The sequence below is a fragment of the Clostridium carboxidivorans P7 genome, from assembly GCF_001038625.1.
In the GTDB taxonomy this organism is placed as follows: domain Bacteria; phylum Bacillota; class Clostridia; order Clostridiales; family Clostridiaceae; genus Clostridium_AM; species Clostridium_AM carboxidivorans.
In genome coordinates this window covers 1876624-1901866 of record NZ_CP011803.1, presented here as the reverse complement: position 1 = coordinate 1901866, position 25243 = coordinate 1876624, and the positions used below count along the sequence as shown (strand labels likewise).

The 25243-nt window shown below is 29.2% G+C and carries 21 protein-coding genes and 1 other annotated feature; of the genes, 18 read left to right on the top strand and 3 right to left on the bottom strand.

Features of this window, described 5'->3' with window-relative positions; all coding sequences use genetic code 11:
• The first annotated feature begins 307 nt into the window (after positions 1 to 307).
• Complete coding sequence (locus Ccar_RS08200; protein ID WP_007063970.1) at positions 308 to 1747, top strand: NAD(P)/FAD-dependent oxidoreductase; 1440 nt, start codon at positions 308 to 310, stop codon at positions 1745 to 1747.
• Between the two features lie 3 nt (positions 1748 to 1750).
• On the opposite strand, the gene Ccar_RS08195 is transcribed toward Ccar_RS08200, so the two are convergent.
• Positions 1751 to 2206 (bottom strand): hypothetical protein, encoded by a 456-nt coding sequence (locus tag Ccar_RS08195; RefSeq protein ID WP_007063969.1) that lies wholly within the window; start codon positions 2204 to 2206, stop codon positions 1751 to 1753.
• Positions 2207 to 2417: 211 nt separating this feature from the next.
• On the opposite strand from Ccar_RS08195, the gene Ccar_RS08190 reads away from it, so the two are divergent.
• Positions 2418 to 2861, top strand: coding sequence for a hypothetical protein (locus Ccar_RS08190; RefSeq protein ID WP_007063968.1), 444 nt, complete (start codon positions 2418 to 2420; stop codon positions 2859 to 2861).
• Between the two features lie 157 nt (positions 2862 to 3018).
• Here Ccar_RS08190 and Ccar_RS08185 read toward each other — a convergent pair whose 3' ends face one another.
• The gene (locus Ccar_RS08185; RefSeq protein WP_007063967.1) at positions 3019 to 3786 is read right to left on the bottom strand and encodes a protein-glutamine gamma-glutamyltransferase; all 768 of its coding nucleotides are present in this window, start codon (positions 3784 to 3786) and stop codon (positions 3019 to 3021) included.
• Complete coding sequence (locus tag Ccar_RS08180) at positions 3786 to 4775, bottom strand: hypothetical protein (protein ID WP_007063966.1); 990 nt, start codon at positions 4773 to 4775, stop codon at positions 3786 to 3788. The genes Ccar_RS08185 and Ccar_RS08180 overlap by 1 nt, the downstream gene beginning before the upstream one ends.
• A gap of 237 nt (positions 4776 to 5012) precedes the next feature.
• Here Ccar_RS08180 and Ccar_RS08175 point away from each other — a divergent pair, with 237 nt between their 5' ends.
• From Ccar_RS08175 to Ccar_RS08100, 16 genes are all read left to right on the top strand, one after another.
• Positions 5013 to 5621 (top strand): collagen-like domain-containing protein, encoded by a 609-nt coding sequence (locus Ccar_RS08175; protein WP_053075334.1) that lies wholly within the window; start codon positions 5013 to 5015, stop codon positions 5619 to 5621.
• Positions 5554 to 7506, top strand: a complete 1953-nt coding sequence (locus Ccar_RS26070; RefSeq protein ID WP_156184564.1) for a collagen-like domain-containing protein — start codon at positions 5554 to 5556, stop codon at positions 7504 to 7506. The genes Ccar_RS08175 and Ccar_RS26070 overlap by 68 nt, the downstream gene beginning before the upstream one ends.
• Positions 7507 to 7744: 238 nt before the next feature.
• Positions 7745 to 7999, top strand: a binding site (T-box leader).
• Positions 8000 to 8190: 191 nt separating this feature from the next.
• Positions 8191 to 8328 (top strand): hypothetical protein, encoded by a 138-nt coding sequence (locus Ccar_RS27005; RefSeq protein WP_007062052.1) that lies wholly within the window; start codon positions 8191 to 8193, stop codon positions 8326 to 8328.
• Between the two features lie 15 nt (positions 8329 to 8343).
• The gene (locus Ccar_RS27355; protein WP_007062053.1) at positions 8344 to 9144 is read left to right on the top strand and encodes an amino acid ABC transporter substrate-binding protein; all 801 of its coding nucleotides are present in this window, start codon (positions 8344 to 8346) and stop codon (positions 9142 to 9144) included.
• A gap of 18 nt (positions 9145 to 9162) precedes the next feature.
• A complete protein-coding gene (locus Ccar_RS27350) occupies positions 9163 to 9834 on the top strand; it encodes an amino acid ABC transporter permease (RefSeq protein WP_007062054.1) in 672 nt (223 codons plus the stop codon).
• Positions 9835 to 10485: 651 nt separating this feature from the next.
• Positions 10486 to 10905: a CBS domain-containing protein gene (locus Ccar_RS08150; protein WP_007062056.1), complete on the top strand. Its 420-nt coding sequence runs from the start codon at positions 10486 to 10488 to the stop codon at positions 10903 to 10905.
• 98 nt (positions 10906 to 11003) lie between these two features.
• Entirely contained in the window at positions 11004 to 11507 is a 504-nt protein-coding gene (locus tag Ccar_RS08145) for a TspO/MBR family protein (RefSeq protein WP_007062057.1), read from the top strand.
• Positions 11508 to 11778: 271 nt separating this feature from the next.
• Positions 11779 to 12558, top strand: a complete 780-nt coding sequence (locus Ccar_RS08140) for an ABC transporter ATP-binding protein (RefSeq protein ID WP_007062058.1) — start codon at positions 11779 to 11781, stop codon at positions 12556 to 12558.
• 4 nt (positions 12559 to 12562) lie between these two features.
• Positions 12563 to 14203 (top strand): hypothetical protein, encoded by a 1641-nt coding sequence (locus Ccar_RS08135; RefSeq protein WP_007062059.1) that lies wholly within the window; start codon positions 12563 to 12565, stop codon positions 14201 to 14203.
• 27 nt (positions 14204 to 14230) lie between these two features.
• Positions 14231 to 15100: a radical SAM protein gene (locus tag Ccar_RS08130; protein ID WP_007062060.1), complete on the top strand. Its 870-nt coding sequence runs from the start codon at positions 14231 to 14233 to the stop codon at positions 15098 to 15100.
• 608 nt (positions 15101 to 15708) lie between these two features.
• Entirely contained in the window at positions 15709 to 16959 is a 1251-nt protein-coding gene (locus Ccar_RS08125; RefSeq protein WP_007064686.1) for a hypothetical protein, read from the top strand.
• Positions 16960 to 17000: 41 nt separating this feature from the next.
• Complete coding sequence (locus Ccar_RS08120) at positions 17001 to 18098, top strand: hypothetical protein (protein WP_007062062.1); 1098 nt, start codon at positions 17001 to 17003, stop codon at positions 18096 to 18098.
• Positions 18099 to 18124: 26 nt separating this feature from the next.
• The gene (locus Ccar_RS08115; protein WP_007062063.1) at positions 18125 to 19303 is read left to right on the top strand and encodes a hypothetical protein; all 1179 of its coding nucleotides are present in this window, start codon (positions 18125 to 18127) and stop codon (positions 19301 to 19303) included.
• A 7-nt stretch (positions 19304 to 19310) separates the two neighbouring features.
• The gene (locus tag Ccar_RS08110; protein WP_048030024.1) at positions 19311 to 21986 is read left to right on the top strand and encodes a GAP1-N2 domain-containing protein; all 2676 of its coding nucleotides are present in this window, start codon (positions 19311 to 19313) and stop codon (positions 21984 to 21986) included.
• Between the two features lie 36 nt (positions 21987 to 22022).
• Positions 22023 to 23420, top strand: coding sequence for a TRAFAC clade GTPase domain-containing protein (locus Ccar_RS08105; RefSeq protein ID WP_007062066.1), 1398 nt, complete (start codon positions 22023 to 22025; stop codon positions 23418 to 23420).
• Positions 23421 to 23500: 80 nt separating this feature from the next.
• Entirely contained in the window at positions 23501 to 25243 is a 1743-nt protein-coding gene (locus Ccar_RS08100; RefSeq protein ID WP_007062067.1) for a vWA domain-containing protein, read from the top strand.

Here is a 25243-nt window from a genome sequence, read left to right as displayed (position 1 = left end):
TTTATAAGATTATGTTTATAAAAAAAAAATAAATTTTATATAATAATTATCTATTAATATAGCTTTTAATAGAAAAATAAATAATATTTGTTGTTTGCTAATTATAACAAAGGGATTAATTACAATAATTTTTATTATAACACAAAATTTAGTAGTTTCTTTTAATGTTGACTTTTATATATAATTTGGAGTGTTCCTAATATAGTGAATTTTTGTACATTTGTGTATTGTGTAGAATACTTAAATAAGATATTATTAAAATATAACATAAATTCCATAATCAATAATTAAAAATGGTGGTGATTTTATGTATGATGTGATAATAATTGGAGCAGGAGTAATAGGGGCTAACATTGCCAGAGAGCTTTCAAAGTTTCAAATTAATGTTTGTGTACTTGAAAAAAATGAAGATGTAAGTTGTGGTGCATCTAAGGCTAATAGTGGTATAGTTCATGGTGGATATTCAGATGAGCCAGGTAGTTTAAAAGCAGAGTTCTGTGTAAAAGGCAATAGAATGTTTGAACAGCTTGAGAGGGAATTGAATTTTGGTTATAGAAAAACGGGTTCTTTGGTGCTTGCTTTTTCAGATGAAGAAAAAGTTCATTTAGAACAGCTTTATAAAGATGGAATTATTAATGGTGTAAGTGGAATGAAAATAATTGACGGAAGTGAAGTAAGGAAAATAGAACCATATTTAAGTAAAGACGTAAAATGGGCATTGTATTGTGAAGATTCAGGAGTGTGTTCTCCTTATGAATTTACCATAGCTCTTATTGAAAATGCTATAGTAAATGGTGTTGAATTAAAGCTTAATCAGGAAGTTCTAGCAATAGAAAAGTTGAAAGATAGTTTTAAAATTAAAACTAATAAAGAAGTTTTAGAAAGTCAATATGTTATAAATGCAGCAGGAGTTTATAGTGATAAAATTTCAAAAATGTTAGGATTAAATGATTTTAGTATTATTCCAAGAAAAGGAGAATATATCATATTTAATAAAGATCAATCTTACTTAGTTAAAAGAGTAATATTTCAAGTGCCAACAGAAAAAGGTAAAGGAATATTAGTAACTACCACTTACCATGGTAATCTTATGATAGGACCAGATGCTGAACAGGTAGATTATAAAGAAGATGTATCTACAGATGAAGATTCTCTTAAGGCTATTGTTGAGGCTGCCAGAAAATCTGTAGATGGCTTTGATATGAAAAAAGCATTAACTTCATTTGCAGGAGTTAGACCTACTAATACAAGAAAAGATTTTATAGTAGAAGAAAGTGATGTTAAAAAATTTTTAAATGTAACAGGTGATTCACCAGGACTTACATCTTCACCTAGTATAGCCAAAAAAGTATTAAATATATTGAAAGATTCAGGATTAAATTTACGAAAAAAGAAAAATTTTAATCCTTATAGGAATCCAATTATAGTTAAAAAGGATGAAAATTTTGATGGAAATGTTGATGCTGAAGATCCCAAAAAGCATATAATATGCAGATGTGAAAAAGTTACTGAAGCAGAAATTATAGATTCTTTAAGTAGAGGAATTGAAGTAAAATCTTTAGATGCTGTAAAGAGGCGTACGAGAGCAGGAATGGGCATGTGTCAAGGAGCATTTTGTGGACCTCGGGTAAGAGCATTAGTTGCTAAAACTTTAAATATAAAAGAAGAGGAAGTTATGCAAAAAGGAGAAAAATCTTCCAATTTGCATGATAGAGTAAAAAGAATAAATATTATGAATATGAAGTAATGTTTATTCAATCATTAGTTCTTTTTGGAAAAGCTTATATATAGATAATAATCTGTTATATAAGCTTTTTAATATATTAAGTGAAGAATCTTTGGAATCCTCTAGCATTTCCAGGTTTAATTCTAAAGTACCCAATAAATATTTAAGTTCTATAAAGTTAAGTTTGATTATAATAGGATCATGATAGGAACTATTAGTTAAAAAATACATAATATCATGGAGCTTATTATTGAAATCATTTAGGTAGGTTAATTTAGAAAAATTATAATTATTTTCTGCATCAATAATAAGTTTGTTGTTAATTAATATTTGCTTATACACACAATTGAGAACATAATCAATTTCATCTAATTTAATAGTTATTTCCTTTCTTGTATAAAGCCTTTCATCCTCCGAAGGATTATTAATATTTAATTCTTGTGTATTTATTTTAGTTCTAAATTTTATTATTTTACCCATAAGTTACTCCTAAATAAAAGTATTAAATATAACAGTTTTTATTATAACATAAAATTAGGCAAATTTTATTTGGTTTTAATTTTTAATATACCATATACAATAAAATTCGTGAAAAAACCTTAGTACTTTAGAAATTTTTAGATATAAACATTAACCCATATAGAATTTAATGCATACTATATAATGTAATCAAAAAAATAGGAGTAGTTTGATGTATTGGTACGATTATTTTAGAAGTGAAGATTTAGAAGATGACGAATTTTACTGCCCATATATGGAATTTATGAGTAGACAGCAGCAGCAAATTGGAGGACCTCCTCAATTTGGAGGAGCGCCTCCACAGATGGGAGGAGGATCACCTTCTCAGATGGGAGGACATATGGGAGGAGCACCTATGGGTCCACCACCAAATATTGTACCTTCTAAACAAAATGCTCAAGCTAAATTTATGCCAGGCACATTTGCAGTAGATCCAGGTTCTTTGAGGCCATGCAGATTCAGATATGTTTATATTTGGCCAAGAAGAGGAAGACCATTTTGGGCATGGTTAACTTATGTAGGAAGAAGATCTGCTTCTGGTTTTAGATGGATTGGTCACAGATGGGTACGTTTTGGAATTGATTTAAGAGAAATAGAGACGTTTATCTGTTTTTAATGAATTAAATAGTTAAATTAAAGGGGAAATACATATTTTTAGGTATATCCCCTTTAACTTCAATTTAATTATTTAATAAATTAAGTTGTTAAATAATTTTTATAATTTTATTTTGGAACTAGGTGATTAAAATTTATTTTGAGTACATATTGTTTATTTATGATTTTGAAAAGTAATTGTAATACATACTGTATAAATGTTTGTAATTTAGTCGAGTTGCCGAATTTAATAGGAAAGAAGATTTTTTAGCTCCTATTTTTCTATGTGCATTTAACCCTTTAATTATCTTATTTTCACTTTTTATTCCTAAACCATGTCCATAATAGTTACCATAACCTAAGTATATAGTATTTTCACCCTGCCATTCTGGAGTTAGAGGGCTTACATCGGGATTTTTAAAATATTTGCAATCGCCAATCATTGTAACTTGTTCAGATCTGAGGTCTTCAATATAAAGATTTGAATCAATATAATGCCAATTAAACAAATATATTTTAGGAAACATTTCGTTGAAAAGTTTTTCCTTGAATACATTAAGAAGTGCTTTGTAGTAAATGATAACTATAGCAGTAGCACATTCAGTACCATATTTTGATCCATTAATAAAAATATCTTTTATGGCTTCAGAAGGTTTTGCTTCTTTTTTTAATTGAAAACCACCTTCAGAAGTGTGTTCCCAATATGTGTGATTACATTTGGATTTACGGAAAACTTTAAAAGATAAATTACTGTTATACAAATCTTTAGCTGTATTGGAGATATTTATTTGTAAATCCAACTGGAATTTTAATTCGTTTAATGAACTATAGACATAAACTTTTTGGCTTGAAAATAGCTTATTCAAAATTCTACTTTCAACACTATTTATTGAATATAATTTTGCGAGTGTATCCTTTGTAACTGTATTATCCGAAATTTTTATCATTAAAATCCTCCTATTCTGGCAATTTTTATTTGTTCAGACATAGGATACCAAAGCCATTTATTCCAGTTGTGTATGTTTTTATGATGTAAGTTAAATGAAAAATTTGCAAGCAATAATTTTGTATTATAATCTAGCTTATTAAATATTTTTAAAAGTTCAATTTCTTCTTTTTTTAATGGTTTTAATATTTTACCTGTATTTGTGGAAACTGCAGTGCAAAGGTATTTTGCTTCTAAAATAACTTCATATGGAATTGGATTACTGCACTGCTGAAAGCTTTCACCAGTGAAGTGTAAAAATAAAAAATTTTTTTCAAACCAATTGAGGAAATATAAATAATAATTATTTTTATCTGTATGTTTAAATATGTTTATACCAGGTATAAAATTTAGCAGTTTTTTTGAAAGTTCAACATCCTTTGGATCTTGAGATTGAAGACGTTCTCCAATTAAAATTAAACTTTTAGGATCACCACACTCAAAAAAGGCCCAAACTAAATTATGAATAAGAGATTTCTGTTTATGCCTTTTAAAAATCATTTCCGCTATTAAAGGTAAAATAGTTTTATCTCTATATATTTTTGTTAAAAGTATAGCAGAAGCATCTAACACTTCATCAAATTCATTATTCATGCCATCATCTATAGAACCAGTTGTCAGCATCCATTTTAAAACAGAATTAACACCTTGTATATAATCTGAACATAGATATTCATTATTTCTAAAACTTTTTTTACCAGTGCATATTTCATAAGTGATTTCTAAAGCAATTTTATTTCGCAGGTTTAAGCTATTAAATATGTTTAATTCTTCAATTTTAGCTTTAAGTATAAATAGGGAAGCAAAATTTAAGTTTTGGTTATTAATTAGGCTTATAGATTCTTTAGTGTTATTTTGAAATGATTTATGAAAAAAATTATTTAAACCATTAGTCCCGTTATTAAGTCTTACTTTATCTAATGGATTTAGAGTATGAAAATTATTTATCATTGCATAAAAAACTCCTCTCTGAGAATAAAAGTTATATCAATAATATTTATAATTTAAACTTTAAGTTTAGAAGATTTTTTTGTTTTTTACTTAGATAAATATATAGTTTTTATATTCAGTTTGTTAAAAGTTATTTAAGCTATGTTCCCAATTTACCTAATCTATCATAAATTATATTAAAGAAAAATCCTATTGGAGGATTAATCTTTATTTTCACCATAGGAGGTAAATTGATTTATGAAAAAGCATAGTATAGAATGCTATCCATGCAAAAATAGAGAAAATGAAGATGAATGTTTAAAAGATACACATAGGTTTGAAGAGGATTGTGAATACAATTTAAATATTACTTGCTGCGGCGAAGAAGGAGAAAGAGGTCCAAGAGGACATAGAGGACATAGGGGGAGAAAAGGAGAAACAGGAGATCCAGGTGATCAAGGCGAAAGAGGTCGAAGAGGAAAAAGAGGAAAGAGAGGCAGAAGAGGAGAAGACGGAGATCCAGGTGAAATGGGACCACAAGGACCAGAAGGGATACAAGGTCCACAAGGAGAACAAGGAGACCCAGGAGAAGAAGGTGAAAGAGGCAGAAGAGGAAAGAGAGGACATCGTGGTCATAGAGGAGAAATGGGTCCAAGGGGAAAGAGAGGCAGAAGAGGAGAAGACGGAGATCCAGGTGAAATGGGACCACAAGGACCAGAAGGAATAGAAGGACCACAAGGTGAGCAGGGAGATCCAGGCGAACAAGGCGAAAGAGGTAAAAGAGGAAAGAGAGGACATCGTGGTTATAAGGGAAAGGGAGAGGAAAAGAGGAAGAGGCAGAAGAGGAGAAGACGGAGATCCAGGTGAAATGGGACCACAAGGACCAGAAGGGATACAAGGTCCACAAGGAGAACAAGGAGACCCAGGAGAAGAAGGTGAAAGAGGCAGAAGAGGAAAGAGAGGACATCGTGGTCATAGAGGAGAAAGAGGTCCAAGGGGAAAGAGAGGCAGAAGAGGAGAAGACGGAGATCCAGGTGAAATGGGACCACAAGGACCAGAAGGAATAGAAGGACCACAAGGTGAGCAGGGAGATCCAGGCGAACAAGGCGAAAGAGGTAAAAGAGGAAAGAGAGGACATCGTGGTTATATAGGAGAAAGGGGACCAAGAGGAAAAAGAGGACATCGAGGCAGAAGAGGAGAAGACGGAGATCCAGGTGAAATGGGACCACAAGGACCAGAAGGAATACAAGGTCCACAAGGAGAACAAGGAGACCCAGGAGAAGAAGGTGAAAGAGGCAGAAGAGGAAAGAGAGGACATCGTGGTCATAGAGGAGAAATGGGTCCAAGGGGAAAGAGAGGCAGAAGAGGAGAAGACGGAGATCCAGGTGAAATGGGACCACAAGGACCAGAAGGAATAGAAGGACCACAAGGCGAGCAGGGAGATCCAGGAGAAGAAGGTGAAAGAGGCAGAAGAGGAAAGAGAGGACATCGTGGTCATATAGGAGAAAGGGGACCAAGAGGAAAAAGAGGACATCGAGGCAGAAGAGGAGAAGACGGAGATCCAGGTGAAATGGGACCACAAGGACCAGAAGGAATACAAGGTCCACAAGGAGAACAAGGAGACCCAGGAGAAGAAGGTGAAAGAGGCAGAAGAGGAAAGAGAGGACATCGTGGTCATAGAGGAGAAATGGGTCCAAGGGGAAAGAGAGGCAGAAGAGGAGAAGACGGAGATCCAGGTGAAATGGGACCACAAGGACCAGAAGGAATAGAAGGACCACAAGGCGAGCAGGGAGATCCAGGCGAACAAGGTGAAAGAGGTAAAAGAGGAAAGAGAGGACATCGTGGTTATATAGGAGAAAGGGGACCAAGAGGAAAAAGAGGACATCGAGGCAGAAGAGGAGAAGACGGAGATCCAGGTGAAATGGGACCACAAGGACCAGAAGGAATACAAGGTCCACAAGGAGAACAAGGAGATCCAGGAGAAGAAGGTGAGAGAGGAGAAAGAGGTAGAAGAGGAAAGAGAGGACATCGTGGTTATATAGGAGAAAGAGGTCCAAGAGGAAAAAGAGGACATCGAGGTAGAAGAGGAGAAGACGGAGATCCAGGTGAAATGGGACCACAAGGACCAGAAGGAATACAAGGACCACAAGGTGAGCAGGGAGATCCAGGAGAACAAGGTGAAAGAGGTCGAAGAGGAAAGAGAGGACATCGAGGAAGAAAAGGAAGAAGAGGAGATCCAGGGCCATCAGGTGAATTAGCTCAATGTCCATGCATTAGGCAGGTAAGAAATGTATTAGAACAGATAATAGATTTATTCCCAACATCAACAATTACTGTAAATTATGAAAATAGTGGATCAGCATCAGGGATACCTGCTGAATTGCTTCCAGAAGGAAATGATAGCAGTATTTTTGTACTGGAAAATTGTGAAGGAACTATAATTCATAGAATTGATATTTGTAAGATAGCATCTATAGTTTTAGGAGGAACAGATTCCTTTATTAAAAAGGATGGAAGTATTAAAATAAAATTTTTAGAAGAACCACTTAATATTAATTCAAATAATAATACTGATTTTGAGGCAAATTTAAGAAGAATTTTCACAGAATTAGCAGAAACAGGGAGAGAAGTTACAGTAAGAGCAGGTGGAGTAGATTTAGAAGAACAGCCAGTAATTATATCAGCTTATGGAGTGACTTTATTAGGATGCAATGCATTAGTATCTAATTGCTATGTAGAAGATATTAAATAAAAATTGATTTCAAAGCGTAATATAATCATTAAAATTTTAATATTGTAAAGTTACTTTATAATTAAAAATATACAATTTACAGTGAGGGAAATCATTAATCCTTCACTGTTTATTAAAGGTTGGTAGTTTTTACATGTAAAAATACAAATTAAAATTTTTATAAGTACTTGCTAAAATTTTATTTGTGTAGTAATATAATATACATGAAATAAATCATAGTAAACATAGTTAAATACTAAGAATTGCAATGATGAGAAGAGTAAGTTATAGGAAACTGACAGAGAGGGATCTCCATTGGGTGTAAGAGATCTTGAGTTGAAAGTAACTGAAGTGCATCTCAGAGCACTGAATTGAAGTTTAGTAGACTTCAGCGGGTACGCCCGTTAAAGCGTTGAGGTATGATTGTACCAAAATTAAGAGTTGTTATGTGTTATTGGTTTAGTTTTACATAATAAACAGAGTGGAACCGCGGAATTATACTTCTGCCTCTGTAATGGAGGCAGGAGTTTTTTGTTTTTCGGAATCCGGAGTCCAAAAACAAAGTCATTACATTAAAATAGCTTATTTATTTGTGTAAATTTTGCAATTTATCACTGTATAACTTTAAAATAATAAAATAAGTTTAAGAGAATATACTGAAACAGGAATATTCGCAGCAAAGGGAATTAAGGAGGGATAGAAAATGTGTATAAGGGTTTTGAATTTCCTTCTGGTATGGTAACGGTATTAAAACTAGCAGATACCATACCAGAAGGAAATATGGTAGTGGTGTTTCCTAATAGAGGTAACATATATTTTAGCAAAAAGTATATTAGAGTGTAACGGAGGAGATTATTAATGATTAAAAATGTAAAAACAGTTATAGCAGCAGGATTATTATCAATTATGATGTTTACAGGATGTTCGTCAACAAATTCAACACAAGCTCAAGGTAGTGGACAAAATAAGGTAATAAAAATAGGCATGTCTGGTGGATATTACCCTTATACATTTAAGAATAAAGATAATAAAATTGATGGTTTTGAGGTAGATGTTTGGAATGAAATAGGAAAAAGAACAGGATATAAACCAGAGTTTGTAACTGCATCATTTAGTGGATTATTTGGAATGCTTGATGCTGGTAAAGTGGATACTATAGCAAATGAAATAACTATAACAGATAAAAGAAAAGATAAATACTTATTTACTGATGCATATGTATATTCAGGTGCACAAATTATGGTTAAAAAAGGTAATAATTCAATTACAAAATTAGATGATTTAAAGGGAAAGAAAATAGGGGTAAGCTTAGGAAGTAATTATGAACAGATAGTAAAAGATAATGATAAAAGTAATTCCATTAAGGTTGTGACATATGATAATGATGGTGGAATGAGGCAAGATGTTGCATTGGGAAGAATAGATGCTATGATGGATGACAAAGTTTCAGCATTAGCTGTAGTTCAAGAAAATAAGCTCCCTCTTCAATTAGCAGGTAAAGATGTACAACCATTAGAAAATGCTTTTCCTTTTGTCAAAAATGATGAAAACAAGAAAATAGTTGAAAAAGTCAATAAAGCACTTGTGGATATGAGATCAGATGGAACCTTAACTAAAATATCTAAAAAGTGGGTTAATATTGATATAACTAAAAAATAATATTAGGTGATGATAAATATGAAAGTAAACTTTGATATAAACTATATGATGGGAATCTTTCCTTTGCTATTAAAATATACACATTTAACAATTAGTCTTGCATTAATATCTATGATATTAGGACTGAGTATAGCTTTAATATTAGTGATTATTTTAAACTATGACATAAAATTAATAAATCCTTTATTAAAAGTATATATATCATTTTTTAGGGGTACTCCTTTATTGGTACAGCTTTTTTTACTGTATTATGGATTACCTCAAATTATACCAATCTTAAAGAATATTAATGCTTATACTGCTGCTATAATAGGACTAAGTATGAATAGTTCAGCATATATGGTGGAAATTTTAAGAGGAGCTATAGGGTCTGTGGATAAAGGTCAAATGGAAGCAGTTAAAGCATTAGGGATGACAAGTTGGCAGGGGATGAAAAGAATAGTACTTCCTCAGGCTGCAAGAGTAGCAATACCTGCACTTGGAAATACTTTTGTAGATTTACTTAAGAGTTCTTCATTGGCATTCACTTTAGGGGTGGCAGAAATTTTAGCTCAAGCACAAATGTCTGCAGCAGCTACATATAAATTTTTTGAAAACTATTTAGCAGTTGCATTAATATATTGGGTTATTATAATATTTTTTAACCATATTCAAAAAATATTAGAGGTTAGAATGAATCATGCATATTAATCAAAATATATTGTACAAACATAAAAAACCCCGGGAAAAAGAACTCCCGAAGTTTTTATAGAATAGTTTACATTTTAGAATTTTTTAGAACTATGATAAAGTAATGTTAAGTACTAGATAATTTTAAATAAAATTTAGTCTAGCATCCGCATCCGAAACCAAAAGAAGAACAAGAATTAAATGGGAAACATCCAAAACTTGGGAAGCAGCAGCTAGAGCAGCATCCACAACTTGGGAAACAACATCTGCGGCGGCGGTGATGGTGACCTCTAAAACCTATATCTTCATCTTCAAAATCTTCTTCAGGATTGAAACCTTCATCTTCATCTCTTAAATAATAAGGATATGACATTGGATAATTTGGATAATAAGGATACATTGGATAATAAGGATACATTCAAATTCCTTCCTTCAAAAATTATTATAGTATATACTATGCTGTGGGCAGAAAATTGTGATTAGAAAAATTGTATTATTTGCTTAATAAAATGTTAAAAATTAGTTTGTTGAGTTTTTTATAATTAAGAAGTATAATGTATTTGCAACTATATAGTATAGTAATAAAAATACCTAAAGATGGATTTAGTAAAAAATTATTCATTTACAGTTTAAAATGCATATAAATAGTAAAGGAAAGGTAGATGAGGTAATATGAACATAGCGTTTTTCTTGACTCCTAAAAATGAAGTGGTGTGTGAAAACATAAATTCAACTATGAGACAAGCTCTTGAAAGAATGGAGTATCATAGGTATACGGCTATTCCAATTTTAGATGATGGTGGAAGGTATATAGGTACTCTTACAGAAGGAGATTTGCTGTGGAAATTGAAGAATACTAAAAATTTAGATTTTAAAGATACAAACAAAATAAAGGTAAATGATATACCAAGAAGGATGATAAATAAACCTGTTCATATCGATTCTAATATAGAAGATTTATTTTATACGTCTGTAAATCAAAATTTTATTCCTGTTGTAGATGATAATGAAATATTTATAGGAATAATAAAGAGAAGTGATATAATAAATTATTGTTATAAAAATTTTTTAAAAACTGAAGAAATGGTATAGTTTATTTAATTAAATAATAAAGCTTAATATTACATTGAAATTTAGTTTGTGAATAAAAAACTCCTTAAAACAATATAATTGTTTTAAGGAGTGATTTTATGATTTCTAATATATTTAAAGTAAATAAAGATAAGAGTATAGTTAGTCTTATTGTAAGTATTATAATAGCAGAAGGTATTGGAATATTAAGTGCCATTTTAGGAATGTCTAATTCTAAAACATATATGAATTTTAATAAACCCTCATTTTCTCCACCAAGCTGGGTGTTTCCCATAGTATGGACTATCTTATTTTTTCTTATAGCTACAGCAGCTTACAGGATATGGATGAGAGGAAAACAAGGTGAGAATATTAAAAAAGCAATAGAATTATATGCTGTTCAATTAATGCTAAATTTCCTTTGGACAATTATATTTTTTAGATTTAGACTTTATGGTATAGCTTTTTTTGAATTATTGATTTTATTGGTAGCCATTTTGATCACAACTTTCGAATTTGATAAAATTGATAAAATATCTGCTTATTTAATGATACCATATATACTTTGGGTATCATTTGCAGCTGTATTGAATTATACAATATGGATGTTGAATAGTATATGAAAAGTTCTTATAGAAAGGTATATAGGTTTGAATTTATGCAAATCTGTATACCTTTTTTAATAATTAAAATCCATATTGTAATACAAAATGTATTCCTCCTAACACTTAATATACACCTTATTATATGATTTGCATTATAATAAGGTGAAAAGTATTATTAGTATTTTATAACTACTTAGCTTATTGTTGTACTTATTAAATAGAAATTGTTAAGTAGGTAATAATATGGTAAAATCTATTTAATATTTAAGGAAAGGGTAGGAGTGCTTTTATGAATGAAATTGCTATAACTATAAGAGATTTGAAAATGAATTATGGGGAAAAACAAGTATTAAGAGGAATAGATTTAGATGTATATAAAGGACAAATTGTAGGATATATAGGACCTAATGGAGCTGGAAAAAGTACAACTGTGAAGATAATGTTAGGACTTTTAGGAGGATATACAGGACAGATAGAAATTTTAGGAAATGACATATCAAATGGCAGTGTGGAATATAAAAGAAAAATAGGTTATGTTCCAGAAGTTGCAGAAATATATGATAATCTTACAGCAAGAGAATACTTAACTTTTATAGGAGAACTATATGGCTTAGATTATGAAGATGTTGAAGAAAAGGGCAGAAAACTTATGAAAGTATTTTCATTAGAGGAAATGTACGATTCTAGAATGTCATCTTATTCTAAAGGAATGCGTCAGAAAGTATTAATAATATCAAGCTTGCTTCATAATCCGGATATATTATTTTTAGATGAACCTTTAAGTGGTTTAGATGCTAACAGTGTTATGGTGGTAAAGGAAATATTAGCAGAGTTAGCATCACAAAATAAAACTATATTTTATTCATCTCATATAATGGATGTAGTTGAAAAGATAAGCAGCAGAATAATATTGATTAATGGTGGACAAATAGTTGCTGATGGAAGTTTTACTGAATTAAAGAATAAATGTAAAGAAGGTTCCTTAGAAGAAATATTTAATCAACTTACAGGATTTAATGAACATAGGGAAATAGCTAAGGAATTTGTATCTATAGTTCAAGGAGAGTAGTAATATGAAAGATTTTAAAGTATTAAAATTTTTAGATAGATTTGAAGGTTTCTTTGAAAAAATTGGAGTGGATTACTGTATCATGAGGAAAATACTTCAAGTCAAGTTTATTATGGATGGAAGAAGAGTTCCTACAGCTATAGGTAATTCCTCAAAAAAGAAAAGTAAAGATGAAAATAATTTTATAAAATCTCTATGGGTCTATGGATTAATTGGGATAATTATGATTCCTTTAGTGTGTTTTGGTAAAAACTTTATGTTTCAAATGAGTTTTGTTTTTGGAATATTAATGTTTATGATTATGACTTCTCTAATTTCCGATTTTTCTTCTGTGCTTTTAGACATTAGAGATAAAAATATTATAGGATCAAAACCAGTGAACAGTAAAACTTTAAGTATGGCAAAAACTATACATGTACTGATTTATATGTTTTTTATTACTATTTCCATTTCTGGACTTGCATTAATAACCTCTTTAATAACTAATGGAATTTTATTTTTTATAATATTTTTGTTTGAAATAATTCTTATGGATTTATTTATAGTGGTAATTACTGCTTTATTATATTTATTTATACTAAAGTTTTTTGATGGTGAGAAGTTAAAGGATATGATAAATTATATTCAAATAATTTTATCCATAACCATAGCAGTAGGATATCAATTAATAGGAAGATTGTTTAATTTTGTGAATTTAAATATAATATTTACTCCAAAATGGTGGCAATATTTTATAGTTCCAATGTGGTTTGGAGCACCTTTTGAAATGTTGCTGCATAGAAACTATAATATCTATTTTATAATATTTTCAGTACTTGTAATAGTTGTTCCTATGATTTCTATAATAGTATATATAAAATTGATACCTGTGTTTGAAAGAAATTTACAAAAATTAAACGATAATAGCAAGAAGGCTAAAGGAGAAAATAAAAAGTTCTTAAATATACTATCAAAAATAGTTTGCACTAATAAACAAGAAAGAATATTTTTTAGATTTGCTTCAGATATGATGAAAAATGAAAGAGAATTCAAACTTAAAGTTTATCCATCCTTAGGATTTTCTTTGATATTTCCATTTATATTTATGCTTAATGACTTAAAAGATAAAGGATGGTCTGGTATAGCTTCAAGTAAAATGTATTTGAATATATATTTTTGTGCACTATTGCTTCCTACAGCAGTTATGATGATAAAGTATTCAGGTAAGTATAAAGGTGCTTGGATTTATAAAATCATACCTAATAAGGATGTATCAAGCATATTTAAAGGAACTTTAAAAGCTTTTATTGTTAGATTGCTTTTACCTGTGTATTCTATTGAAGCTGTAATATTTATGGCTATATTTGGAGTTAAAATATTTCCAGATTTAATTTTAGTGTTTTTAAATATAATGTTGTTTACAGTAATGTGTTTTAAAGTTACTAAAAAAGCATTACCTTTCTCAGAAGAATTTGGTGTGTCACAAGGAAGTGAAGGTTTGATTGTAATTCCACTTATGATAATACTTGGAGTCCTTGCACTGATACATTACAATTATACATCAGTACATTATGGTGTATATGTATTTAGTGTTATTATGTTAGTAGTAAATATTGTTTTGTGGAAAAAAGCATTTAACATAGACTTAGAAAAAATAAGTAACTAAATTTATTTATTTAGGAGGTTTCTACTTATGGAATATGAAGGAATAGTATATAGGCCGCCTAGTGAAGCATATAGTTTAATAATTCAAGTTACTATAGGGTGTTCTCATAACAAATGCAGCTTTTGTAGTATGTATAAGGACAAAAAATTTAAAATAAGAAGCCTTGAGGAAGTCTACAAAGATTTGCATGAAGCTAGAAAATTGTATAGTAATGTGGAACGTATATTTTTAGCTGATGGTGATTCATTAGTGCTCAAAACAGAAATGTTAGAAAAAATACTGCTGAAAATAAAGGAATTATATCCAGAATGTAAGAGGGTTTCAGCTTATGCTGCTCCAAAGGATATTTTGAGAAAATCTGAAAATGAGCTTGAAAACTTAAAAAAGCTTGGACTTAAAATGCTATATATGGGAATAGAAAGTGGAGATGATGAAATACTACAAAAAATATGTAAAGGGGTAACATCTGGTGAAATAATAGAAGCTGGAAAAAAGGTTAAAAATGTTGGAATAAAACTTTCAGTTACTCTTATTTCAGGTATAGGAGGAAAGTATAAGTGGAAGAAAAATGCATTAGGATCTGCAAAGATTATAACTTCCATTGATCCTGATTATGTTGGAATTCTAACTCTTTTAGTGGAGCCGGGAACGAAAATGTATGAAGAAGTAAACTCAGGAGATTTTGAATTGTTAAACCCTAAAGAAATTATGCTTGAAACTTTAGAATTTATAAAAAGTATTAATGTAACTAACTGTATTTTTAGAAGCAATCATCCTTCAAATTATGTAGCATTAAGAGGAACTTTTCCACAAGATAAAGAAAAAATGATTGATCTAATAGAAGATGTTATAAATGGAAAGTATGAATATAGACCTGAGAGGTTTAGAGCTTTATAGAATTTTTAATAATAATTGTTTGGAATTAAAATGCTTTTAAGAAAATAAAAATTTAGTGTACATAAAAAATAGAGTTATATAAAAAATAACTCTATTTTTATATATAGAAATAGGATAATGAGGAATTTTATTGATATGTAAGCAAGTATTTATATAATATGCAATATAAGTTATAATGTTATAAGAATATATATATAATTTGCTAGTTTACTGCAAAAATAAATATATGAACATAAGAAAAATAGTTATACATAAGAAGTTAAAATAGAAACTATATAATTTTTATTTACAACTAATTGATTTATTGTAAAAGATTATATAGTTTCTACATTGTAATGTGATTTATTTATAAGAGTTAAGTAATTATTAAATAAAGTTAAGATTTTTTTAAGATTTTAGTAATAAGTATGTAACATAATGATGATATAGTATAATTAAGCGTATTTAACTTAAATTAACTAAGTAAATAGTTATAAATATCTCTTTTGATGTTAGTAGCTACCTTTTAAACGTATGTTCATTATTTATTAATAGCTTGTTTATTGTTAGCAATTATAATATAATATGTAAACAAAATTTTTATAAATATTTATAGGGTGGATTTAAAGATGAATATTACAGATGTATTAAATGAAATTAATAAAATAAGTGAGGAACTTAAGGATAAAATTGCTCCTGTGGAAGTACTTAAAAAATTTAATGGAGGAAGATCTGGTGCAGGGGTATATATGGTGGAATATGGAGATGACAATAGAGTTGGAATATTAAAGATAACCAGCAGCAATGAAGCAGAAGTATTTCATAAGGCATATAAAATGTCAGTAGAAAACAACATGCAGAAATATGTTGCTAAACTTATAACTAGCTATGAATTAGGAAATAAGGATGATTCTACTTTATATGTTAATTTATATGATTTAGCTGGTGATGACATATACAAAAGTGAAACATTCTTGGACAAAGTGCTTAATGAGGATGAATTAAAGGATAATATAATTTCAAAAATAAGTAAATTTCTTTTTTGTTGGAATAGAGAACACAAGAAAAAATATGTGTCTCCTGTTGATATGGTTAAAAAGGAACTTTCATATAGATATATGGATAATAAGTATGTTAAAGCTTTTGAAGATATAGGAGTGGATAAATATACAAAATGGATATCATTAGATGGAACGGATACTATATTGCCTAATCCTTATTATTATTTCAATAATAGAAATGTTTGGAATGGATTAAAGGTGGCTTGCCTAACTTCTTTAGCTCATGGAGACTTTCAAGGAGATAATATTATAATAACTGAAAATAAGCCTATTATAATAGATTTTTGTGATTTATTAGAGGATTGTAATGTTTTTCATGACTTAAGATATTTAGAATCTATTACATTAGGAGATTGTTTGGAAATTGATAAAGAATGTAACAGAGAACTTTGGAGCAAAGTATGTGAGAGCTTAAGCAGAGGGTTAACAGAAGCAGAAATTCCACAGGGAAGAGGAATGAGCCTTTTAAGACAGCTCATATCTAAGCTTAGAGCAAATGTTAAATTGGTTGTTTCTGATAGCCGCAACAGCTTGTATAATCCTTCATTTTATTTAGCAGGAATGTCATCTGGATTAATTAATATGAGAAAATACAAGGATATAAATAAGAAAAAGGCTGCTTTTGTATATGCAGCTTACAATTTAAAAATGTTTTTAAAGGATGAAGCTGTTAATATGTATGAGCCTAGATTAGATTCTTGTATGGTTTTTAATTGGAAATGTGATAAAAAAGAAAATGCATTTGTACATTTAGAATCTATTAGTTCAAGAACCACTAGAAGAATTAATGTAACGGATAAAGTATTGAGTTTAACATAAACAAATATTTTTTATTCCATTTTAAATTGGAGATGATTATTATGGACGGTGGAAAAGAACAAGAACTTCAGGAGTTATCTGAAGAAATAGAGATAATTCTTTCAATTAAAGATGATATTTCAAAGGATGAAGTGGAAAATTTCAAAGGTAAATTTTTATCACTATCTGAGTATGATATAAGAAAAAAAATAAGTGAAGTTACTAAAAATAATATATATTTAGAGGAATTTGAAAAAACAAACATCAATGAGAAAATTGAAGATAACATTGAAATTAATAATATAAATGATGATGAAAAGATAGAAAAAGACACAATAAAACAACAGGAAAATAGCACTAAAGATTTATTAGTTAATAATGAAGTTAATGTAGATGAAAAACTTAAAGAAATTGAATTTGAAAGTATTAATGAAAATGAAAAGTCAAAAGAAGAGATAAAATGTGAAGAAATTACTGATAAGAGTGAAGAGAAAAGTATTGAAATAGTGGATGAAAATAATATACCAGAAATTTCTTTTGTGAAAGCAGAAGTAAAGTATAGTCAGCTTTCATTGGAATGGGCATGGGATGAAAAAATAGATAAGGTTTTAATATGCTACAGGATGGATAAATTTCCTGTATCCCCCAAGGACTCAGCTGCATTTCAAGTTGTAGTTGCAAGAGAAGACAATATGAAAGAGGGAAATTACATAATAAATAAAGTGAATGAAGGAAATTACTACTTTTCAATTTATGTCATGGTAAATTATAATGGTAAAACATTGTTTTCCAAAGCTCAAAGAAGGCTTGTAGTAAATAAAGAACCTTCAGAGATATTTTATGAAATAAAGATAAAAAAGAATTTGTTTGGCAAGGTTAAAAGTGCAGAGTTACTTTTGAGTACAGATGAAAAGAAGCTGGATTTGCCTCAACTTGTTTTGATTGGAAAGTTTGGAAATATACCTATTCAAAAATCAGATGGGGAGCCTATAATAAATATTGATTATGACTCAGTTACTAGCGAAGATTTAATAAGTTTTGATATACCAATTGAAAATTTAAGTAAAAACATGTATGTAAAGCTTTTTTTTGTGGATGATAGCAATAGCAAACTGTATAGAATAGTATCACCTTCAAAGGAAAACTTACATTTTAAGTAGTAAAAGGAGTAAGGGAGATTAGTAAAATGAAATTGAATTTTAAAAAGAAAGATCAATATATATGTCCCTATTGTTTTTCAAAACACGATTTAAGTGATGTGGAGTTTATATGCAAAAATGATCTTCAAGAATGCAGAAATGCTAAAGAAGGGGTTCCTTTAAGGCTTAGAAGCGAAGATGGCAAAAATGAAATGCCAGAACACATGTTTTGCAATGAATGCGGTGAAACTACAAATACAAAGATATGTCCTACCTGTCATATGGAATTGCCATATACCATAGGTAATTATGATGATTTAATATTTGCAGTGATAGGCGCAAAGGAAGCAGGAAAAAGTCATTATATTGCAGTGCTTATAGATAAAATAATGAATGAGATAGGATCTGCCTTTAATTGCAGTCTTCAAGCAATGAATGATACTACTATAACAAGATATAGAAATGATTTTTATAATCCTGTTTTCAAGAAAAATGAAGTGATAAGTGTAACTCGTTCTGCAAAAACGGATTCATCTGTAAAAACTCCTCTTATATATAGTTTAAGTTTTAGAGAAGATGGCTTTTTTGGAAAGTTTTTAAAAGCTAACAAAAAAACTAATGTGGTTACTATTGCCTTCTTTGATACTGCTGGCGAAGATTTAGATTCTGAAGATACTATGAAGACTGTAAATAGGTATATATATAATTCTTCAGGAATAATCTTTTTACTTGATCCACTGCAGTTAGAAAAGGTAAGAGAAAATCTTCCTAAGGGTACACCTCTGCCAGAACAGAATACGGAAATAGAAGATTTGCTTTCAAGAACAGGAAATCTTATAAGAAGAGCTAATGGCATTAAAATGGATAAATTGATAGATATACCTGTAGCTGTGGCATTTTCTAAAATAGATGCTGTGGAATCTCTAATAGATCCTTCCAGCTGTATAAATTATTCTGGAAAACATGTAAAGGAAGGATATTTTGATTTAGCAGATTTTGAAGATGTAAATGGAACAATGGAGGCTTTAGTAAGAAGCTGGGGTGGGGAAAATTTTGCTAATCAATTAAGCTCCAATTTTAAGGATTATGCTTATTTTGGATTAACAGCACTGGGATGCAATCCAGAAAGCAATAAAATTACAAAATTGAGACCTCATAGAGTGGAAGATCCATTTTTGTGGTTATTATACAAGTATAAATTAATAAAGGGAGAAAAAAGGAAGTGATTTGCATTTGAAAATTCAACAACTTTTATATACTTCCTGTAAAAAAGGACTTTCTTCTGGTGCTGGATTTCAAACTTATTCCATGTCAAAGGGAATTACAGAAGAAGAAAGAAAGGAAATAGAAACTTACTGTGTGTATATACCACCAGATAATCTGCCAACACAACCTACAGAGGAAGAAATAGAAAAGATATTTCCTTTATCCTTTTCATATTTTATATTAAAAAGCGGTAAATATTGCATTTCACAAGGAAAGTACATAGGAAGGGATTATTCAGGAAGGTACGGAAACTATATTTGTCATGTTTTAATATTTGATAAGCCTTGTGATTTTTATCCTATAGAACTTTATAAATCTATAAGTTTTAGAGATTCTCTAACTTTAGAAGAACAAAATGCTCCTTGTGTAGAATATCTTCCAGAATTGGATCATATTCATTTAGGAAATGCAATACATTTTGACAGTATAAGCAAATTTTTTAAAGAAAATGGTATTGGCAAAAAAAGCAAAAATTTTAGAGAACTAATGCAGAGCATTATAGATTTTAATAACATTGGAAAAAAAATAGTGTTTTTTGATAGCGCAAGCAGTATACCTTACTTAATAGGAGCAGTGGAACTGTCACTTCCCAAGAAACTTTCAATGCAATTTACTTTTACTACTTATACATACAATCCAGAAGATACTAATTATTTATTATGTGCTGTAGATGGTAGAGGAAGTAAATTTAATTTTAACGTGGGTCAAAATATCTATAAATGTAATGTTTTTAATTTTTTAGAGGACAGGAATAAAAATGTAAAATTCAATAGCAATTTTTCAAAATTAGCTGAAATTGGTTTTACAGTTTCAAAGGAAATATTCCTGCCTTTTATAGATTTTTTAACCCAGTTTGAATACAACAAATTAGATGAAGATATAGATGATTGCCTTTGTTTATATAATATGGTGAAAAAGGGACTTGCAAAATCTGATGTAGAAAGTGTAAAGAAAGCAGTAAGTTTTGCAATTAATTATAAATCTATTGAAGCATATAAACAGTTATTTTTTGAATTGCAGCCTAATTTAGAAAAGATAAGTACTGAGGTAGATGTAGAGCTTACAGAGATAATAACAAAATTTTTACTCAAAATGAGTAAGGAAACCGGTTGTATAGAGCATAGGAAAATTGCGTATGAATTCTTCTTTAATTCTATACATTATCTCATTGTGGATGCAGAAGAAATATCTATAAGTACAATATTAAACTTATATGAAAATATAAGAGGTTTAAATGATGAAGAATTTGTTAAAAAGTCTTTAGAAGAAGGCAGGATAAAGGCGCTTATAACCTATATGGAAGGTGCTAAGCCTAGACATGCAAAATTTTATTTTGAAGCTGTACTTTGTGATGTAAAGATTTTTAATAAAAATTCTGTGGAAGGCCAATTATTCAAATTATTTGATTCTCAAAGAGAAGAAAATAAAGCTTTAACCATATTTTTATATAAATGTTTAGGTATACTTAGAAAGTATCCTGATTATGTAAGAGATATTTTGAATTTCTTTAAAGATGATTATGAATATTGTACTAAGATAATACTTACAATTTATTGCAAGTGTATAGATAAAGATAATATTTTAAAAGAGCTTTTAATAGATTTTATCGTAGAGGAAGGAAAAGAGAAGGAGAATTGGAAAAATAGAATGTATTTTTATATAAGTAAAGATACAGGTGGTAGTGATTTTTTACTTAGCATATATGCCTTTGAATTAAGCAAAAGATTGAGCAAGGAAAAGTTTTTTGTAAATTATTGTAATAAAGTATTTAATACACTTGAAAATTATAGAAAGGAAAAGTTTAAGGAAGCTTTGAATTTATATTTAAATTACTGCAAAAATGATGATATGTATAGTGATGATATAACATTAGAAGAATATGAAGCTATCTTAAACTATATAATAGATAACTCACTTTTAAAATATATGGATAAAGCTTTTATAAAAAAAGTTATTTCAATGCTTGAAAATAAAATTAATAATGATAATGAGAAAATAGATGATTATACTTTGAAAAAGCTGTTTAATATGAAAAAACATTATAAAATAAAAACTTCATGCAGCATAATAGAACTTTTATGCATTGGAAAAGAATTAGAAAAGTATGGCTTTATACAATGTGTTGATTTACTCAAAAACGTTAAATGTGATTATAAAGAAATGGGCAGGGATAACTATGAAAGATATTTGAAATGGTTTCTGCCTAATATATGTGTATATCTTAAGGATGATGTGGATCATGGTAAGGTTAAAAAAGCTTTATATTGTACTGAATATGGAGAGGTTTATTTTGAACAGTGTATAAAGGTAATTAAAGAAATTGTTTTAGGAAAAAAATATAAAAATTTATTAAAAAATCTTAATGTAAATCCATATAAAATACTTTTGGATTTTGTAATATTCACATTAAAGAATATGTACAATGTGCAAAAAACTGCAGAGGAAGTTTTTAATAATGGAGTTGTAGATATACTAAAGGAAGCTTCTGAAAAGAAAATAAAGGCATGCAGCAGGTACGTAATTGAAAAAACTAAGCGCTGCAAGGATAGAGAAGAAATTATGATTAGGTGGAGACATATTACAAAAACAGCTGCAAATATGGAAAAAGGACCTCTTTTAAAAATAAAAAATTTATTCAATTAAAAATTTCTTTGAAATTATGAAGTAGGAGATGGTGTTTTGGATGGCATAGGTGAAGTACTTGAAAAAGTTGTTAGAGCTTTTGCTTCTATAGGTGGAATTTTTGTGGGAATTGTTCAAGGCTTTATTAAATCCAGTTATAGCTATTTTAAGGGTATGAAATATATAGCTTATAATAATTATTCTGTAAGAGCTAAAGAAGAGTTTGATGAACCTGCAGAAGAAAAGTACTTTTTTTACGAACAATATGAAGATTTAAAAAATGCTTATCATAGTGCAGCTGCGGTGAATAAAGGAAATATTTTATTATATAAAAAAGCGGAGCAAGAAAATCATTGTAGTTTAGGAAGAGCTAAAGGTGCATTAGTTTCTATATATGTATTTGGCAATATTTTTAACATAATTTATTTTTTTATACACTTTATCATTATTACAATTATAAGTATTCCTATTTATGCTTTATATTTTATTATAAAAACTATTGAAAGTGTAAAGTCAAAAAAGGAAAGTACAGGAACCATTTGTACATACTGTTACAGTAAATTTAATGTACCTTATTATCTATGCCCAAACTGTGGAAGAGTTCATAAAAGCTTAGTTCCAGGGCCTTATGGCATTTTAAAAAGAAAATGTAGTTGTGGTGAAATAATTGCAAGTGCCAACATAAGTGGAAGACATAGACTTTCTGCAGTGTGTCCAGTATGTTTGAAAAACATTGAAGTAAAAGAAATACCATCAGTATGTATAGCCCTTGTTGGAGGAGAAACTTCAGGGAAAACAACATTTATTTATAGTGTTATACATGAATTACTTAACTCTAAAAAATGGAATGTGGAATTTTTAAATTCAATGGAAAAAGAAAATTTTAATGATATAAATGAAGGAAATTGGAATTTAGAAGCTTTAAAAGAACATAGAAATCTTTATAATGTTTTTGTAAATTCTAAAGAAAATTCCAGTAAAAAATTATTGTATATATATGATGCAAAAGGAGAAAATTTTAATAGTATAAATGGAATAATAGGCCAAAGGTACTATAAATATGTAAATGGATTGATTTTTATTGTGGATCCTTTATGTATAGATGAAGTAATAGAAGGTGAGTTTGTTAAGAATGAATTTAAAGAACTCAACAGTAAAAATATAAATATAAATGATTTGCTGGATCGTTTTATAATAAGTATGAAAAAGCTTTGTGAAATAGAAGCAGATGAGAAAATAAATGTGCCAATAGCTGTAGTAATTAATAAAATGGATTTAATAAATTATAATGGAACTGCAGTAGATTTTCTTAAGCTAGTACGTGAAGAGAAATTTATAAGAAAGGTTCAGTATAATTTTTCAAACTCTGAATTCTTTTTCACTGAGAATTTAAATTCTATTTCTAATGACATAAAAGCAGCAGAGCCAGTGGAATGGATTTTAAATAAAGTTTGATGTAGAAATTTGGTATTATTATAAAGTTATTATTTATAAATGTAAATTAGAAATTTTATATATGTAGGAGGTATACAATTTTGATAAGGAAAATTAAATCCATTTTAATTATAGCTGCTATAGTAATTTTTCAATTAGGAAATATTCCTTTAGTTAATGCGGAAAGTAGTAATACTTCTTCAAATTTAGATGTGGTATTTGTTTTAGATTCCAGTGGTTCTATGAAAGAAAGTGATCCTGAAGAAATAAGGACAGAAGCTATAAAAATGTTCTTAGATATGTCACAGGTTCAAGGAAATAAATTTGGACTTGTAGCTTATTCAGATAATGTAGTTAGAGAACATAATTTGGATACTATAAATTCAAATGATGATAAAGAAAGAATAAAAAACATGGCTTTAAATATTCCTCTTGGACAAAAAACTGATACAGGTGCTGGTATTTTAGAAGCAGTAAATCTAATGAATAGTGGTCATGATAAAAATCATAAGCCAGTAATAATATTATTATCTGATGGTAAAAATGATCCTCAAAGAAAAACAGAGGATTCCCTAAAAGATTTAAAAAGTTCAATAAGTACTTGTAAGGATAAGGGATATCCTGTGTATACCATAGGACTTAATTATGATGGAACCGTAGATAAAACACAGCTTGAAGAGATGTCAAATGAAACCAAAGGTAAAAATTACATAACTAGTACAGCAGCAGATCTCCCTAAGATTCTTACAGATATATATGCTGATAATTCAAAATTAAAGGTTCAGGATGGGGGAACTGTTACAGCCAATGGAGAATATCAAGATTTAAAAGTTAAAATTCCTAATTCTAATGTAATGGAAGCTAATATATCTATGATTTCAGATTCAAAGGTTGAAGTAAAACTTTTAGATCCAAAGGGCACAGAAGTTAATATACCATCTTCTAATGCAGTTTTTACTACATCTAAAAAGTATTCAATGCTTAAAATTATAAAGCCTACAGAAGGAGATTGGACAGTTAAGGTTAAGGGTGTAAGTGGCAGCAATATAAAAGTAAATTATATATTCAATTATGATTTACAGTTAGAAGCAAACTTTACTCCAGCTTCGCCTAAAAATGGAGATAAGTTAAAAGTAGAAGCTTATCTTGCAAGTAATGGACAAAAGATTACAGATAAAGCACTTTATACAAATATGAAGGGAAAGCTCATAGTAAAAAATATGAAAGATAACTCAGTTAAAGAAGTAGCTTTGGATTATACTGAGGGTGTTTTTAAAGGAGAATATTCAATTCCAGATAAGGGAAAATATGAACTTAAAGTGAGAGTTGATGGAAATAGTCTTTATAGAGAAAGTACGCCTTTATTAGCTGGTAATGATAATGGAGCGGCAGGCAGTTCAGTTGGAAAAACTAGTATGTTAAAAAAACCTGCAGTTTTAGGCTGTATTGCAGCTTTAGTTGCAGCTATTTTAATAGTAGGAGCATTAGCCTTAGTTAAAAGGAAGCGTGTTCAAGGTTTTGGCCGTGTAGAATTAAATATAAAGGATGAGAATACTGATGAAATGTTGCCTCCACAGTTTAGAAATTTAGATGGTTATGTTGGAAGCTTTACACTTTTTGAAGTACTATCTCTTAAAGAAGAATATAAGGAAACTGAAGACATAAAATTTATATTCAGAAATGATGATAGTCTTGAAATTTTAAATAAATCAAAATGTGTTATACAAAAATCAGGAAGAAAGCTTGAAAATGGTGAAAATATAACAATGTATAATGGAAACAAAATAACAGTATTTTTAAATAATGTATCAAAAAGTATAGTTGTAGAGTTCCGATCTAAGTAA

What these genes read in the sequence shown, in the direction of transcription:
- Ccar_RS08200 (WP_007063970.1), top strand. Translation starts at nt 308, where the DNA reads ATGTATGATGTGATAATAATTGGAGCAGGAGTAATAGGGGCTAACATT.
- Ccar_RS08195 (WP_007063969.1), bottom strand. Translation starts at nt 2,206, where the DNA reads ATGGGTAAAATAATAAAATTTAGAACTAAAATAAATACACAAGAATTA.
- Ccar_RS08190 (WP_007063968.1), top strand. Translation starts at nt 2,418, where the DNA reads ATGTATTGGTACGATTATTTTAGAAGTGAAGATTTAGAAGATGACGAA.
- Ccar_RS08185 (WP_007063967.1), bottom strand. Translation starts at nt 3,786, where the DNA reads ATGATAAAAATTTCGGATAATACAGTTACAAAGGATACACTCGCAAAA.
- Ccar_RS08180 (WP_007063966.1), bottom strand. Translation starts at nt 4,775, where the DNA reads ATGATAAATAATTTTCATACTCTAAATCCATTAGATAAAGTAAGACTT.
- Ccar_RS08175 (WP_053075334.1), top strand. Translation starts at nt 5,013, where the DNA reads ATGAAAAAGCATAGTATAGAATGCTATCCATGCAAAAATAGAGAAAAT.
- Ccar_RS27355 (WP_007062053.1), top strand. Translation starts at nt 8,344, where the DNA reads ATGATTAAAAATGTAAAAACAGTTATAGCAGCAGGATTATTATCAATT.
- Ccar_RS27350 (WP_007062054.1), top strand. Translation starts at nt 9,163, where the DNA reads ATGAAAGTAAACTTTGATATAAACTATATGATGGGAATCTTTCCTTTG.
- Ccar_RS08150 (WP_007062056.1), top strand. Translation starts at nt 10,486, where the DNA reads ATGAACATAGCGTTTTTCTTGACTCCTAAAAATGAAGTGGTGTGTGAA.
- Ccar_RS08145 (WP_007062057.1), top strand. Translation starts at nt 11,004, where the DNA reads ATGATTTCTAATATATTTAAAGTAAATAAAGATAAGAGTATAGTTAGT.
- Ccar_RS08140 (WP_007062058.1), top strand. Translation starts at nt 11,779, where the DNA reads ATGAATGAAATTGCTATAACTATAAGAGATTTGAAAATGAATTATGGG.
- Ccar_RS08135 (WP_007062059.1), top strand. Translation starts at nt 12,563, where the DNA reads ATGAAAGATTTTAAAGTATTAAAATTTTTAGATAGATTTGAAGGTTTC.
- Ccar_RS08130 (WP_007062060.1), top strand. Translation starts at nt 14,231, where the DNA reads ATGGAATATGAAGGAATAGTATATAGGCCGCCTAGTGAAGCATATAGT.
- Ccar_RS08125 (WP_007064686.1), top strand. Translation starts at nt 15,709, where the DNA reads ATGAATATTACAGATGTATTAAATGAAATTAATAAAATAAGTGAGGAA.
- Ccar_RS08120 (WP_007062062.1), top strand. Translation starts at nt 17,001, where the DNA reads ATGGACGGTGGAAAAGAACAAGAACTTCAGGAGTTATCTGAAGAAATA.
- Ccar_RS08115 (WP_007062063.1), top strand. Translation starts at nt 18,125, where the DNA reads ATGAAATTGAATTTTAAAAAGAAAGATCAATATATATGTCCCTATTGT.